The sequence below is a fragment of the Candidatus Poribacteria bacterium genome (genome assembly GCA_026702755.1).
Taxonomy (GTDB): domain Bacteria; phylum Poribacteria; class WGA-4E; order WGA-4E; family WGA-3G; genus WGA-3G.
In genome coordinates this window covers 52,382-67,384 of the sequence record JAPPBX010000082.1, presented here as the reverse complement: position 1 = coordinate 67,384, position 15,003 = coordinate 52,382, and the positions used below count along the sequence as shown (strand labels likewise).

The 15,003-nt window shown below is 46.8% G+C and carries 9 protein-coding genes; 5 read left to right on the top strand and 4 right to left on the bottom strand.

Translation table 11 applies throughout. The features are described 5' to 3' along the window. The first annotated feature begins 76 nt into the window (after window positions 1–76). Entirely contained in the window at window positions 77–1,129 is a 1,053-nt protein-coding gene (locus OXH39_15465) for a hypothetical protein (protein MCY3551859.1), read from the top strand. Between the two features lie 73 nt (window positions 1,130–1,202). Here OXH39_15465 and OXH39_15460 read toward each other — a convergent pair whose 3' ends face one another. The 4 genes from OXH39_15460 to OXH39_15445 form a co-directional block, all read right to left on the bottom strand. Further along, window positions 1,203–3,185, bottom strand: coding sequence for a DEAD/DEAH box helicase family protein (locus OXH39_15460; GenBank protein MCY3551858.1), 1,983 nt, complete (start codon window positions 3,183–3,185; stop codon window positions 1,203–1,205). After that, the gene (locus OXH39_15455; protein ID MCY3551857.1) at window positions 3,182–4,546 is read right to left on the bottom strand and encodes a trypsin-like peptidase domain-containing protein; all 1,365 of its coding nucleotides are present in this window, start codon (window positions 4,544–4,546) and stop codon (window positions 3,182–3,184) included. The genes OXH39_15460 and OXH39_15455 overlap by 4 nt, the downstream gene beginning before the upstream one ends. A gap of 169 nt (window positions 4,547–4,715) precedes the next feature. Beyond that, a complete protein-coding gene (locus tag OXH39_15450; protein ID MCY3551856.1) occupies window positions 4,716–6,335 on the bottom strand; it encodes an AAA-like domain-containing protein in 1,620 nt (539 codons plus the stop codon). 130 nt (window positions 6,336–6,465) lie between these two features. Then, window positions 6,466–7,968, bottom strand: coding sequence for a M28 family metallopeptidase (locus OXH39_15445; GenBank protein MCY3551855.1), 1,503 nt, complete (start codon window positions 7,966–7,968; stop codon window positions 6,466–6,468). A gap of 245 nt (window positions 7,969–8,213) precedes the next feature. Here OXH39_15445 and OXH39_15440 point away from each other — a divergent pair, with 245 nt between their 5' ends. Genes OXH39_15440 through OXH39_15425 form a run of 4 tightly spaced genes read left to right on the top strand, consistent with a single transcriptional unit; the run spans window position 8,214 to window position 14,999 of the window. Next, window positions 8,214–9,167: a 50S ribosome-binding GTPase gene (locus OXH39_15440; GenBank protein MCY3551854.1), complete on the top strand. Its 954-nt coding sequence runs from the start codon at window positions 8,214–8,216 to the stop codon at window positions 9,165–9,167. Between the two features lie 28 nt (window positions 9,168–9,195). Further along, the gene (locus tag OXH39_15435; GenBank protein MCY3551853.1) at window positions 9,196–10,752 is read left to right on the top strand and encodes a VWA domain-containing protein; all 1,557 of its coding nucleotides are present in this window, start codon (window positions 9,196–9,198) and stop codon (window positions 10,750–10,752) included. Between the two features lie 39 nt (window positions 10,753–10,791). Continuing rightward, window positions 10,792–11,988, top strand: a complete 1,197-nt coding sequence (locus OXH39_15430; GenBank protein ID MCY3551852.1) for an amidohydrolase — start codon at window positions 10,792–10,794, stop codon at window positions 11,986–11,988. A gap of 29 nt (window positions 11,989–12,017) precedes the next feature. Further along, window positions 12,018–14,999 carry a tetratricopeptide repeat protein gene (locus OXH39_15425; protein MCY3551851.1) on the top strand — a complete coding sequence of 994 codons (2,982 nt, stop codon included), beginning with the start codon at window positions 12,018–12,020 and terminating at the stop codon, window positions 14,997–14,999. Window positions 15,000–15,003: the final 4 nt, after the last annotated feature.

The window sequence follows — 15,003 nt, the reverse complement described above, 5'->3', positions numbered from 1 at the left end:
TTGAGTAGCCCCGGAGTAGAGAGCGAAAAACGAACTTGCCATTCGTAGAATGGTAACCAAGGAGGCAATATTATCAATGAAATGGTTGAATAAATCTACAGCACTCAATTTCGCTTTACTATTTATACTCGCCTTTAGCGTTGCGGGTTGTGGTACTGCGCTCAGTAATCTATCACCGATTCAACCTGTCCACAATATAGCGAAGGCAATGACGGAACAGAGTAAAAACCCGAGTGAAGAGGTAGTTATTCCAGCTGTTCCTTCTGAGGCACTCGCGAAACCGGTGCTGGACAAATACGGTATGAGTACTGTTGGATTCCGGATTGGAAAAGCGCGTGATGCTAACATGGAAGCGTTAACTTACATCGTCGCGTTTGACGAATTTGCACACGCCGACAATGAATGGACTAATTTCCTTAGCGAGTGGCCCGAGACGCAAACTCAGATTGAAATAGGTTCAGGTGAAGATAGGAAGATCGTTGACGTCATCATGATGTCTGATTATCCCCAGCTCTTTGACGTTCAGTCGAGACAGCCAATCCTAACCAAAACCGAGGATGGGATCACCGTTTCCATCGCGTATTGGCGGCGGCCCGATCTTGATCGGAAATACAATCGAGGAAATGCTTTTTCACCTTTTTATGAGACGGAAGCACTCCCTCAGGGCGACAAAACCGATGTATTTTACGTGAAGATTACTAACAATCGAAGCGAAAATATCATCTTTGATGTCAAAAAGTGCCAAATCATTGACCAAGGTGAGAATCTCTATAACGGGATGGATTACGATGATTTAGAAGAGCGTTTCTTATACATGGCGCGTGCAACAGGGCTTTATGTCAAAAATGGGCTTGAAACTGCACGACGGATTTTAATTGAGAAACGGATGCCTATCGTTGAAAAACAGGTGGGTCAACGTCGGACGGGTGTCCCACCAGGTGAGAGTGCTGAAGGCTTCTTACCCTTTGTACAAACCAAGTCGAACGCGATCGAATTGCAAGTTATCTTACCGATTGAGAAGGCTCCACCACCGGGCGGGGCACAGCGCTATCAAACAATAGAGTTCAAGTTCCCTTTCACGCATGATAAGGGAATTCGCGTCGCACAACCGGCACCGAGACGCTATTAATGAGAGTCGCGTTCGCAAGAGAAAATTGAAGGAATTACGATGCCCGTGGTAACACATACCGCGGGCATTGTTTTTATTTTTCTACAATCTCACAGTTTGGCAGTGAATCTAAAAACTGTTTCCCGTAACTGGCTGTTCTAATCCGCGGATCAAGAATAACCACAATTCCCTCATCGGTTTGCGTGCGGATGAGTCTCCCAAATCCCTGTTTCAGGCGCAAGACTGCTTCCGGTAAACTGAATTCAAAGAACTCGTTTCCACCCTGTTCCTTAATCTGTTTTACCCGTGCTTCCATTACTGGATGCGTTGGCACCTCAAAAGGCAGCCGCGTGATAATAACATTGCTGAGTGATTCACCACGCACGTCAACGCCTTCCCAGAAACTGGAAGTTCCAAATAGAACGGAGTCCGTATCCTCGCGAAATGCTTGAAGCATAGCTGTTCGTGAAAGATCGCCTCCCTGTTTGAAAGTGTCAATCCCCATCTCCTCCAAGTCAGGTGCGACGGACTCGTACACCTCATCCATCATCTTATAACTCGTGAAGAGGACAAACGCCTTGCCGTGGGTCAACTTGAGATAGTGCTTAATCTTTTGGATCGTTGCTGGTACAAACGCATTGCTGTTTGGGTGTGGCATGCCAGGCGGTATATGGATTTGGACCTGTTTTTTAAAGTCAAAGGGTGAATGGGCGAGAAGTTCGCGACAGTCACTTATCCCGACCCGTTTTTTAAAGTAATCAAAGTTACGATTGGTAGACAACGTCGCACTTGTCATCACGATACTACTTTTTAAAGTGAATAGATGATCTTGCAGTATCTGATTCACGTTTGCTGGCGTGGCATTTAGAAGGATGCGCGGTGTCAGCCCGCGCGTTGATATTTCAGTCCAATAGACATAATCCGGGTCGCTTTGCCGAATTATCATATCTAATTCATCACGGAGGCGTTCGCAATAGCGGTGGTGTGCAGTAATTTCTTGTTCATCATCGTCCGTGATGGCATTTTCATGGAGACGTTTCAGCGTTTTTGTAATATCAGCAAGTGGAGCATCCAATACATTTCTGACGAAATCGCTTTCATCAATGCGCTGCGTAAGCGTAGTTGAACTTCCCGCAGCATCAATTTCTTCCATGAAATCAATGATATTACTGAAAAGGATATTCGCCTGTTCACGCGCCTTCTCGACTTGAAGCATCAGTTGTGGTGAAGTGAACCTCTTCGCTAAACCTCCTTCATTCCGATCATTGTAAAGGGAATCGAGAAGCCATTTGACACGGGTGTTGCTGAAATTGACGCTCGCGTGGTTGGTTGCTGTTGCTTCTAAGTGGTGTGCTTCATCAATAATGAGGTAGTCGTAATCAGGTAGGACTCCTATCGCTTCCTCGGTGTCCTTACGGATCGCAAGATCGCTGAAAAGGAGGTGGTGGTTCACGATAAGCAGGTCGGCATCGTGCATTTCCCGTCGAGCTTTGAAATAGAAACAGGTATCGTAGGTCTCACAGTTGCGTCCGAGACAATTATCCCTGTCGGAAGCGACCTTATCCCACACTTGCGGCTGAGGCTGCCAATCAAGGTCAGTTCTGCTCCCGTCTATTGTTCGGTCTACCCACTCTTCAATCCCTGCGACCTCTTCCACCTCTTCGTATGTATCAAACAATCCGCGTTCGTAATGCAGCAAATTTTTGAGCCGTCTCCGGGACAGGTAATTACGCCGTCCTTTTGCCAACACTACATTGAAATCGCGCGGGAGTACACGCTGTAGAAAAGGAATATCTTTCGTGACGAGTTGTTCCTGTAGACTGATGGTATTTGTTGAAATAACAACTTTCTGCTCCGCCTTGAGTGCAAGGGAGATCGCGGGAATCAAATAGGCGAAACTTTTACCCACACCAGTTCCGGCTTCAACAACCAGGTGCTCGGAAGCTTCAAAAGCTCGAGCGACCTCATGTGCCATCTGTAGTTGTTCTTGGCGGAACTCATATCCTTCAAGTTGTTGCGATATAAGTCCGCCGGGACTAAATATGTCTCTAAGCGTCAGAGGAGTTGCTGTTTTCATTTTTCAGGTTTTAACTTTACAGTGATTTTTTCCTCACCGTGGCTACTCTTAATATCGAGGATTAGTTGCTCAAGCTCTTGTTCAAGTTCCTGTTGCTTTTGGAGGACTGCTTCAAGTTCTTGTATGCTGGTGATATTCTGCCCATTAACCGCAACAATGAGTGCACCGCGTGGAATTTTGGCATTGTCTCCGGGTGCCTCTTCCTTAACGCTCTCAACGATAACGCCCTGATCCTCATCGGTTAAGTAAGTATATCTTTCAAAATCGCCTGTTCTCAGCTTCCGAACCGACAAACCGAGCATTTTCCAAGAGACAGATTCAACATCAATAGCCTGCCCTGTCCATTCAGGTGGCACTTCACCGATAGTCACATTCAATGTTCTTTCGTGTCCTTGCCGCAAAACCTTAATCACAGATCGCTTACCTACCTGTGATTCAGCAACAAGCATTTGGAGTTCAACGGACTTCTGCACTTTTTCGCCATTGTATTCAAAAATGATGTCGTTGCGTCGGAGTCCCCCAAGGTATGCGGGTGTATTTTCGCCGACAGGTCTGATGCGGATGCCTTGCCTTGTCTCCCGCATCGAAACACCAAGGTAACCGCGGATAACACGTCCACTGGCAATCAGTTGATCGCCAACGGTCTTCACGAGATTGATGGGAATAGCGAATCCTGCCCCTGCCATCGCGGGAGCCGGTGTATTTTCACCGCTATCAAGCCGCCGAATTAATGCATTAATGCCAATAACTTCACCGCGGATATTCAGCAACGGACCACCGCTACTACCGGTATTAATCCAAGCGTCTGTCTGAATAAAGTCTTGGTATCGAATCAAACTAAAACCGCGAAGAATAGCGCGTCCTTTACCGCTCACAACACCCGTCGTTACAGTGTAATCAAGTCGGAATGGGTTGCCGATAGCAATAGCGAATTGTCCCACCCGAACCTTCGATGAATCCGCTAATGGAAGCACGGGGAAGGCTTCTTCCCGTTCAATCTTCAGAACTGCGACATCAGTATTTACATCTGTCCCGACAAGCTCTGCCTCAAATCTGGTATCATCTAACAATGTCACCATGATATGTCGCGCGTCCCGCACAACATGGTCGTTTGTTAGAATGTAGCCCTCTTCCCGAAAAATAAATCCTGATCCCACACGATGTTGAGGTTCAGATCCCTCCGGAGCTGTAACAAAAATTCCGACAATAGCAGGTTTACTTCGGTTTACAATGTTCACAAAAGCGTTTTCGACAGAAGTCAACAGTTCCAAATCGCTCTGTTGATCAACAGATTGCGCACACGAAGAAACTATAACGACAGTAAGTAGCAAGGTAAAATAGAAATTGATATTTTTTCTCATTAAATTACCTCCATCGGTTAAAATATTACCATCCGATAGTTTTCCAGCATTGTCCAATTCCCTTTATCTCCATTTCTGTATAGTGTATTCTAACACAACTTTTGAGGAATTGTCAAAGTGTTTTCTCTCTTCTCAGTCTTTTGGTTTTCTCTTAATTGCGACACGCCGTCTAAACTGCTGATGGCGGTCTTTGTAAAACAGGAATGACATAACTCCGAATTTCTACGCCATCTACTTCCTCTGTTTCTACTTGTGCTTCTGGATTCTGACGATGATCGAAAACGACATAGTATCCCTCTACCGCGGTCTCTAATTTCATGTACGCGGCAAGTTGCTTTTTACCTGCCTGATAATACCGGACACCTTCCCATATCTTTGTTTCAACAATGTATTTTCGCTGATTATATACGATGAGTAGATCTATTCGACCCCGCCCGGTTTGAACTTCAAGAAACATATCGGCACCCACGACACGGACGAAGTGATCCAAATAGGCGTAAAGGAGGTGCTGACCGACGTATTCTTGTGGGGTATCCGGTACCTGCAGTATGCGGAAACCGGCACGCGCGATAAACGCCTGAAAGTTATCGAGAAGGGATTCCATCGCAAGTTCACCTGTAGGTGTGAGGTAATCAATAAAATTTTCCCCGCTATCTTCCGGAAAGTACACGTTTTCAAGCCCGTTAAAAGTAGGTTTGAATATCTGGAGGATGCGGTGCTGATAAATCGGGTTAACAATCTCACACATACCGTCAACTCCTTCTGCGATAACCCCATACGTGACGAGTTCATTCATGAGAGTGTCATCTGGACTGAATGGCAAACCGTTTTCATAAGAGGCGATTTGCAAGAGGAGTGTTTCAAAGCGGCGGTCGCGACGGACGTTAGTTCGTAGGTGATCAATGTTGGTATTCCCTTCCGCCAGGAGCCGCTTATGTGCCTTGGCAAAATCTATCATTGTAATCGTTTCTGTTTTGGGAATGTCCAGTTCCTCCGTGAGTACCTGTGCACACCGATTGACAAGAAAGGGTTGTCCAGCTGTCTGTTTATGGAGGGCTTTAATGACTTCCGGTGCGAAGGCTTGTCCGACTTCAACCGTATATTGCCCAAACAACTCTTGCACTTGTTCAACCGTAAAATTAGGTAAACGGAACTCGTCTTGGATATTGAAAGGCGAAATGGACCTATCGTAGTCAAGTTGTGTGATACTCTTTACTCCTACAATACCGACACTATGCGGACATTGCATCTCATCAGAAAGGTAAATCTGACGAAGCGCGTACAGAAAATCGCTCACAACCGTCTTCGGGATGCCATCAAACTCGTCAATAAGGAGTACAACCCTCTTGAAAGCAGGCACACCCTGGTGAGAATCGCTGTTCAACAAACCTGTGAGCTGTTTAAAAAACAGCAGCATCGAAAAATCATCGGTTAATGTTGTGTTTTCCAGAAACTGTGTTAAAGCTTGAGAAAGCACGCCCCTGCGTTTTTGGAAAACGCTCTCAATTTGCATGCAAATCATTTGATAGAGTCGATCGTAAAAAGTAGCAGGGGAGGCATTTCGCATCGTTTGGAAGTCCAATTGAATCGGGAAATAGGTTGGATCCGCTTGTGTGAGGGCCTCAATTGCCAATCGAAAAAAAGTAGTTTTGCCGGTTTGCCGCGGCGCGAACAACACGATATACTTGCCATCTTTGATCCGACTGATGAAATCAGCAATCTCCTTGCTGCGTGAGACGATATAATGCTGTTCAGGGCGTACGCGTCCATGTGTTCCGAAACTTCGCATTTTTTCTCCTTATTGTTAGTCTTTTCTGTTATTTATCCTACTACATCACGGACTGAAAGTCTACATGTAAGTTTCTGTTCCACCCCAAAAAACTTGCCTTTTGAAAGTTTACTTGAGCACATAATATGCCTCACCGCAAAATCGCCAATTTCTCCAGGTAGGCATACGTCCCTCCCTTTGAAACAACCGAAATATGGCAGACATAAACACCCGGCGATACCGCTAACCCATAAGAAGTTTGCTGATTCCACCATGTCCGCCAGATACGTTGATCTAACCTGTCAGCGACACCTTCAATCCGCTTTATCAGGTTCCCACCGGAATCATAAACGTGTACCCGCATGTCTGTCATGTCTACATTTGCAGTGACGCGGAATTCGGTTAAACCGTCTGAACGTGCGGGGTTCGGAAACACGATTACATCTCTCCAAGCGAACGGTTCTGTCAAAATAACCGATTGTGCGACTGAAGTCGCACCAAGTGGATAGCGTGCTGTCACACGGAGCGTGTTCTCTCCAGGATGTAATGGCACTGTTGCTGTGTAAGTTTGCGTTTCTCGATCCAAGGTAGCCACTGTTTGACTCGGATGAATAATGATATCAATCGGAAAATCTGAATGAAACGTTCCATTGATTTCCAATTTACTCTCTTTAGTAGTCGTTGGAAGTGCCAATGTCACCTGTGGAATCTCCCGTGTTGCTTCAAACATGGACGTGAGGAGACTGTCCACTGTAACGAGCACAAGTTGTGTTACTTTTCTCACTAAACCGAAGTTAACCTTATCAGCAGTGTCGTTGGATGTGTGATAGAAAGGATTGGCATCATAGTTCTGAGAATCTCGCCACGGTGTTGAGCTTTCAGTTAAAGTAACAGAGTTGTAGCCAGCGTCCCAGAAGGGTTTGTGAGAGGAAATATCAACGAATTCATCTTGGGTCCGACGAATCTTCAAACCGATGTTATACCACGTATTCGCAATTATGAGAGCGCGACCTATCCATGCAGAATCGTTATTGGTGACGATTTCAACGAGGTCGCTTTTCCAGTTGAAACCAAACATATCTAAGTTAAAAACCCCGACGATGTTTTCGCGAACAGAAGCGGTGTCGTTTTCATCACTCTTGCCTATAGCGGAAGCTTCTCTAACGTAGTGACGGCTGCCGAGAAAACCGAGTTCCTCGCCCCCTAAGGCAACGAATCTTAGTTCGTGATTGTATTCATAACGACTTAGAAGGTAGGCAATTTCTAACAGAGCCGCAACACCAGTCCCGTTATCGTTTGCACCCGGTGCGGTGGAGGCTAACGGATTCCAATTCGGATCACGCTCAGCTTGCGAGTCATAATGCGCGCAAACGATAAAAATGCGATTGCTGGACGAAGTTGACCGCGCGGGTAGAACAGCCGTCACATTTCTGATGCCCCCAAAGACCTGTTCACTGACTTTCAAGCGTGGCGAACGGCTAAACTGACTCATAATGTAACGGACGATATTATCGGTTGCTTCTCGGTGGTGTGCGCTGCGTGTGCGGTAGGCGCGTAAGTTACGTCCTGGAGCGATGTTTTCCTGCAATGCCACTACCTGTGCCTCAAGTGCCTCAGATTGTACGAGTCTGAGCAGTTCATCACCACGGTTCAAGAACTGGTTTCCCTCTTCCGCGGTGGCAGGAAGGATAATACAGAGGAGGAAAAAGATTTGACATTTTTTAATCGCGGCTTGCAAACTGCGTCTTAATTGCCTTGACATAAGCGCAAAAATTTTGTATCCTATTTAAGAGTTTCTCTCATTTTAACAGATTTCACTGCGGTTGTAAATAAAGATAGTTCTCTTGCTCCGAAACTGACGCGTGTTGAAATTTACGCGCCTATGGAAGTGGACGAAAAATGCCAGCAAATCTGCCCCCGACCTACTATAAACTCAAACACCAACACGAAGCCGCCAAAACCGATGAAGAGCGACTGAGCCTGTTAGAGGAGATGTTACGGATCATTCCGAAACACAAAGGTTCAGAAAAGGTGGTTTCCGATCTTCGTCGCCGTATCGCCAGATACAGAAAAGATCCTTCAGAAAAAGGCAGCAAGGGATCCGGCAAAAGAAGCCACAGTGAGCATATTCCAAAGCAGGGTGCTGGACAGATAGTCCTCTTCGGACCACCGAACGCTGGCAAGTCACAAATACTGGCAAACTTCACAAACGCCAAACCCGAAGTTTCACCGACCCCCTATACGACGACGCTACCTATGGTCGGAATGCTACAATACGAAAACATCCAATTCCAACTTATTGATACACCCTCTATCATGTCAGACTTTATTTCTTCAACAGTGTTAACGCTCGCCCGTAACGCCGATCTTGTCTTGCCGATCGTAAGTCTCGCGAGCGATAATCTATTGGACGATCTTGATATGGTGGTAGCGTTTCTTGACGAAGCAGACTGCGAGACGTTAGAGACTAAACCCTTCATTGTCGCGAATCAACTGGATGCCGTAGGAGCAGAGGATAGATTGGAAATTCTCAAAGAATTTTATGGTGAATCGTTTCAGATCTATCCAATTTCTGCCGAAACCGACTTAGGCAAAGAGGTTTTATTGCAAGAAATCTATAGGGCATTAGACATTTTGCGGGTCTATCTCAAGGCTCCCGGTGAAGCAGTAGAACATGACGATCCGATTGTGCTTCCCACCGGTTCGACCGTCCTTGATGCCGCTATCGGTTTACACAAAGACTTTGCTGAATTCAAGTTCGCACGGATATGGGGTCCCCAATGGCACGATGGACAATCTGTCAGTCGCAATGATGTTGTTTACGATGGTGATGTAGTTGAATTTCACCTATAGTTCCTCTAAACAAAAAGGACTCGTATAGATGTTAAGACGAAAGAGGACATCTCCATACCTCATATACTCACTCCTTATTCATGCCATACTCTTGTTGGCAATGTGGTGGGCAGTTCCGAAGCAGGTTCCGCTGGTCCCCTTCCATGATGATATAGAGGTTTCGATAACGCATGTCGAGCGACCGCCACTACCGGTTAAGCCAGTGACTTTTGTCGAGCCTGCTGCTCCAAGTGTTGCACCAAAAGAGGAACCGCCACCACCGCCGAAACCGAAAGCAGGCTTGTGGCAGATGGAGACGCAGCATCCAGCAGATACTCCAAAAACAGAAGCACGCAAACAAGGTGGTCCCGCTAACGCGCGACAAATCGGGGATGGACTATCTCCGGTAGTGGGAAAACCTGTTAATTACGGGACTGAAAATCTTGTGAAGGTGGATTCGCCGAATCAACCAACGGTTGACTTACCCGCCACACCGAAAACAGACTATGTATCACCACAAGGGGATACAAGCCCAGTCGTTTTAGATGCCGATGGCACTTTAGCTTTAAATAGCGCATCACCGACGGTTAACACACCGAAGATTCACTACGGTAGTGAACGCGGTGACGCACTCCGTGCTACCGGTGTAGGCAATTCTTGGGGAGGCGGTGGCTCTTCTGGTGGTAGTGTGGGGGGCGTTTTCGTCTATATGATGAAAGACCTTGCCCGAACCCTTGTATCCGCGAGCGAGACGCAAAAAATTGATGTCATCTTCGTTCTTGATGAAACCGCGAGTATGACAGACAACATTCGCGGTATCCGTGCCTATGTTGATTTCCTCTTTGAAGCGTTCGAGCGGGAAGGGCGCGATACTACCTTCGGATTGGTGACTTTCACAGATAGAGTCCGAAAACATGGACATACTGACGATCTGGGAACCTTCAAAAACTGGCTTTTTGACATAGGTGTTGATGGCGGTGGAGATATCGCTGAGGCAGGCTTAAACGGACTCATGACGGCGGTAACGGAGGCTAAATTCCGGAAGGGTGCGCAACGCTTCATTGTCCTCGCCAGCGATGGTGCTTTTCACGATGCTGATTATGACGGAAGGTCGGCTTATAGTTTGGATCAGGTTATTGAAACCCTACAAAATGCACAGGTACGCGTTGATGTGATAGGCATCGACTACCTACCTATCCGACAGATTGCACTTGCGACGGGTGGCACATGGCGCGCCATTCCCGGCAGAGGCTATTTGGAGTACGTCCCACCGTTGACCCTAACTGTGAAATTGTTCTCCAAATTGGGCACGCTCGACCTTGAAAACGAACAGATAGACGATAAGATTACCGTCTATATCAATAATCCACCACGTCCGAAGCAACTTACCTTGATATGGAAAGTCCTCAACCCTTTAGGAGAAAGATGTTACGGGCCCTTCACTGAGACGAAAACTATTCCAGATAATGGGTCAAAACAGATAGAATTGAGACCAGTGATTGACCGGACAATCTTTGAAGCGATGCCGGGAGTTTATACGATCATCTATCGCCTCGAAAATGAACATGGACATCAGAGCATCTTGCGGCGGACATTGACGTTCTAACCTTCATCTTTTTACGCATATTGGGAAAAATAATTGAAAATGAAAGACCTGATTTTTGAACAGTGCCACCGTCATTTTAACGACATCGTTGCCATCCGACGTGATATTCATCAGTACCCTGAATTAGGATTCGATGTCCACCGCACCGCAGGGATTGCAGCGGACGCACTTCAGGCACTCGGTATCCCAGTCAAGACCGGTATCGGTAGGACAGGTGTTGTCGGAGATTTAGAGGTACCCGGCGCATCAAAACGCATCGCGTTGCGAGCGGATATGGATGCCCTCCCGATTCAAGAACTCACCGATGTTCCCTATAAATCTAAGATTGATGGTAAAGCGCATCTATGCGGACACGACGCACACACGGCGATGCTCATCGGTACAGCCCAAATCCTTTCAGAACTCCAAAGCAATCTTAAAACACACATTAGATTCGTTTTCCAACCGAGCGAAGAGGCATTACCGGGCGGAGCACCCGCCATGATAGCGGATGGAGCGTTAGAGGATGTTGATGAAATTTATGGGATACATGTGTTTCCACTTTACGCTGTCGGAGAATACGCCACGTGTCCCGGTCCAATGCTCGCACAGTCTGATACCTTTAAGATTACACTGACCGGAAGGGGTGGGCACGCTGCGTTTCCGCACCTTACTGTTGATCCAATTGTGATTGGCACCCAGTTTGTAACAGCACTCCAGTCTATTATTGCGAGAAACGTTAATCCATTGGACTCGGCGGTCGTGAGTGTCACCCAATTTCACGGCGGGGATGCAAATCTGCAAAACGGACTGACAGGTGCAGCACTTAACGTCATTCCTCCCAATGTACTCATAGGTGGAACGGTGCGCACACTTCAAAAAGAGGTGCAGACACGAGTTCGGAGGCAGTTAGAAAATCTTCTCGCGGGATTAGCGAATGCCCATGGCGCAACCTACACTTTTGATTACCAAGAGGGGTATCCGGTAACTTATAACCATGAACCTTGCGTCACCACTGCTGTGGATATGGCGCGGGAATTGGTTGGCGAAGATAATCTCATATTTCCGGTGTCTCCTATACTTGGGGGTGAGGATTTTGGATACTATTCACAGAAAATTCCCGCGTGCTTCGTTATGGTAGGTGCTGGAAATGAAGAGAAAGGCATCGTGAATATGTGCCACCATCCACAGTTTGATATTGACGAAACTTGCATGATTTACGGCATGGCACTGCTCGTAAATCTCGCGATGCTCTAATACTTCGGAACGTTGGGAAATCTCGCCTAATGGAATTAAAAAAAGACAATTCTACCTCAACGGATAATCCACAGCCACATTTGTCAGTTGGCACCCTCACCTTGATGTTCACCGATATCGAAGGTTCGACGCTTCTTTGGGAGAAGCACGGCAATGAGGTCATGGCGGAGGTTATCAATACCCACAACACGATTTTGCGAGCTGCAAATTCGGCATGGGGTGGCACAGAGATCCAAAATGATGGCGACGCTTTTTTCTTTATTTTTCCTACTGCAAGTGCTGCCGTTATGTGTGCGCTTGAAATACAGTTAGTACTCAATGCGTATCAGTGGCATGGAACTATTGAGGCGTTGCGCGTCCGCATCGGTATTCACACAGGTGATATGATTCTGTTGGATGACAAATATCACGGGATGCCTGCGAATCTTGCCAAACGAATTACAGATGCAGGACACGGTGGACAGATCCTGCTCTCCGCTGTGACGCATACGCTCGTTAAAACGCAGTTTCCACCTGGGAGTTTTATCGCACTCGGCGAACATCGGCTGAAAAACATTCAGCATCCGGAAGCAATTTTTCAATTTCGCGCGCCGCAAGCCTCTATTTCAAAAATCACTGGTGAAAAAAGATGGCAAGAGGTCTTCAGTAAAACGGCACAAGAAGACATATCGCAGGATGGGAAACCAGCAGACAATGCTCCTATTCACGAACTACAAACTGAGTTCCCACCTCTGAAAACTGTTAACAATTTGCCCAATAACCTACCAGCACCTATAAACAGTTTTATCGGTAGAGAAACCGAAGTCCGTTGTATTACCGAGTATTTCACTGATAGGCAGGATCGACTGGTGACGCTGACTGGACCTGGAGGTATCGGCAAAACGCGTCTGTCCCTACGAGTTGCCACGGAGCTTCATGACACTTATCCTGATGGTGTATGGTTCATTGCGTTAGCTGATTTGAAACAACCTAAGCATGTCATCACGGAGATCGCTACGGCTCTCGCGCTTCCCTTGAAATCAACGCAGGATGTCATGGAACAGGTCATCTCACATCTTTCCGGGAAAACACTGCTACTGGTATTAGACAATTTTGAACACTTGATGGAAGCCTCCCAAGATATCAAGACGTTATTGCTTAGATGTCCGACCCTATACTGTTTAGCCACATCACGGGAACCATTAAAGATCGCGGGTGAACAGCGATTCGTTGTGCCTCCCTTATCTGTTCCATCGGAAGACGTGGGCTATGAGGCCCTCCATCATTATGAAAGCGTCCAACTCTTTTTGGCGCGCGCCGAAGCCGTCGCGCCGGACTTCCAATTAACAGCCGACAATGCCGAAACAATTGGTGCGATTTGCCGGATGGTTGATGGGATTTCCCTCGCGATTGAACTCGCTGCAGCGCGCGTTCGCGCGATGACACCACAACACATCCTTGATCGCCTCAAGATTTTACTTGAAAGTCCATCATCAAGTAAGCCATCAGCACTTCTTTCAACAAGCAATCGAGACGTACCAGCGAGGCACCAAACCCTTGATGCCGTGATTGACTGGTCCTACGAACTTTTAGAGCCAGAGGAACAACTCTTACTTCGTCAACTCGCACTTTTTTCAGGTGGATTCTTCTTGGAAGCCGCTGAAACTATCTGTAGCTCAGCGTATGTTCTTGCAGAACAGGATTTGCCCTATACAGAAACAATCGACCTCATCTTCAATTTGCACGATAAATCGTTACTCATGATTGAAGAATATCTGATGCGAACCCGCTACCGACTCCCTGTTGCAGTACAATTGTATCTCCGGGAGAAGCAACAACCCACTGGATTTAGAGAAGCGCATGCCCACTATTATCTCACGTTAGCACAAGAACAGGACAAAAAATTAGAGGGTCCAGAACAGAGCGATGCACTCTCAGAAATGGCAATTGAACTCGATAACTTTCGTGCTGTTTTTGGGTTTGCCCAGGAAAATAATGAATGGCTCCTGTTCGGGCAACTTGCTATCGCACTCTCGGAATTTTTCTATGTCCGTGGGTTATGGAATGAAGGATTAGAATGGCTGAAACAAGCAGAGACTGAATTACACCAGCGACTCGAAGAATATCAAGGATTAGAAGACATGTCTGAAACGGACGAAATGTCGGTCCAGCTGACAATAGCAGATATTCGAGTGGCTCTTGCGAAATTCTATAATGAACGACAGGAGTGTGAAACTGCCCGGCAATTGTGCGAAGATGCTTTGCAAGTTTTCAGGACAGCAGGGCAGCAACTCGGTGTCATCAAAGCATTAAATCGTCTCGGTATTATCGCAAGGTATCAGGAAAACCTTGAAGAGGCAGATATACACTTTACCGAAGCCTTAGAACTCGCGAGGGTATTAGACAACAAATGGCATATCGCTTTCTCACTAAACAACCTGGGGCTCACAGCGTATGATCGTCGCCATTTTGAAGAGGCGAAACTGCGTTATACCGAAAGCCTGCACCTCGCTCGTGAACTTGAAGACAAACCGGGGATCGCCTATGCCCTCAACAATCTTGGGAAAACTGCGAACCAGCAAGGCTTACGAGAGGAAGCGAGACGCTACTATACAGAAAGTCTACGTCTCACCCGTGAACTCTCTACCTCCAGCGCGGGACTTCCTTATCTACTGGATAGCCTTGGTAGAGAAGCACTTCGTCACGGTAAACACGAGGAAGCGAGACACTGCTATGCAGAAAGTCTGGAGTACCGCAAAGAGAACGGAAGCCCTCGTGAGATCGCAGATTCGCTCTATCAATTCGGACAGTTAGCTTACGCGGAGGGCGACTTTGAACAGAGTTTGTGCCTCTTTCTTAAGGTCGCGTCAATCTATGCGGAAACAGACACGACAACATCGTTTTATGCAGATGCAGTGAATAACGCTATCGATACATTAGAGGGCGAACTCGGCAGTGAAAAAGTTGAGAGACTCAAATTAGAGATGGAAACGCGAACGCTTGAGGAGATCGTTAACACCTGTCTATCCTAATAAA

Excerpts from the sequence above, each read along its gene's own strand:
- OXH39_15465 (MCY3551859.1), top strand. The coding sequence starts at position 77 with ATGAAATGGTTGAATAAATCTACAGCACTCAATTTCGCTTTACTATTT.
- OXH39_15460 (MCY3551858.1), bottom strand. The coding sequence starts at position 3,185 with ATGAAAACAGCAACTCCTCTGACGCTTAGAGACATATTTAGTCCCGGC.
- OXH39_15455 (MCY3551857.1), bottom strand. The coding sequence starts at position 4,546 with ATGAGAAAAAATATCAATTTCTATTTTACCTTGCTACTTACTGTCGTT.
- OXH39_15450 (MCY3551856.1), bottom strand. The coding sequence starts at position 6,335 with ATGCGAAGTTTCGGAACACATGGACGCGTACGCCCTGAACAGCATTAT.
- OXH39_15440 (MCY3551854.1), top strand. The coding sequence starts at position 8,214 with ATGCCAGCAAATCTGCCCCCGACCTACTATAAACTCAAACACCAACAC.
- OXH39_15435 (MCY3551853.1), top strand. The coding sequence starts at position 9,196 with ATGTTAAGACGAAAGAGGACATCTCCATACCTCATATACTCACTCCTT.
- OXH39_15430 (MCY3551852.1), top strand. The coding sequence starts at position 10,792 with ATGAAAGACCTGATTTTTGAACAGTGCCACCGTCATTTTAACGACATC.
- OXH39_15425 (MCY3551851.1), top strand. The coding sequence starts at position 12,018 with ATGGAATTAAAAAAAGACAATTCTACCTCAACGGATAATCCACAGCCA.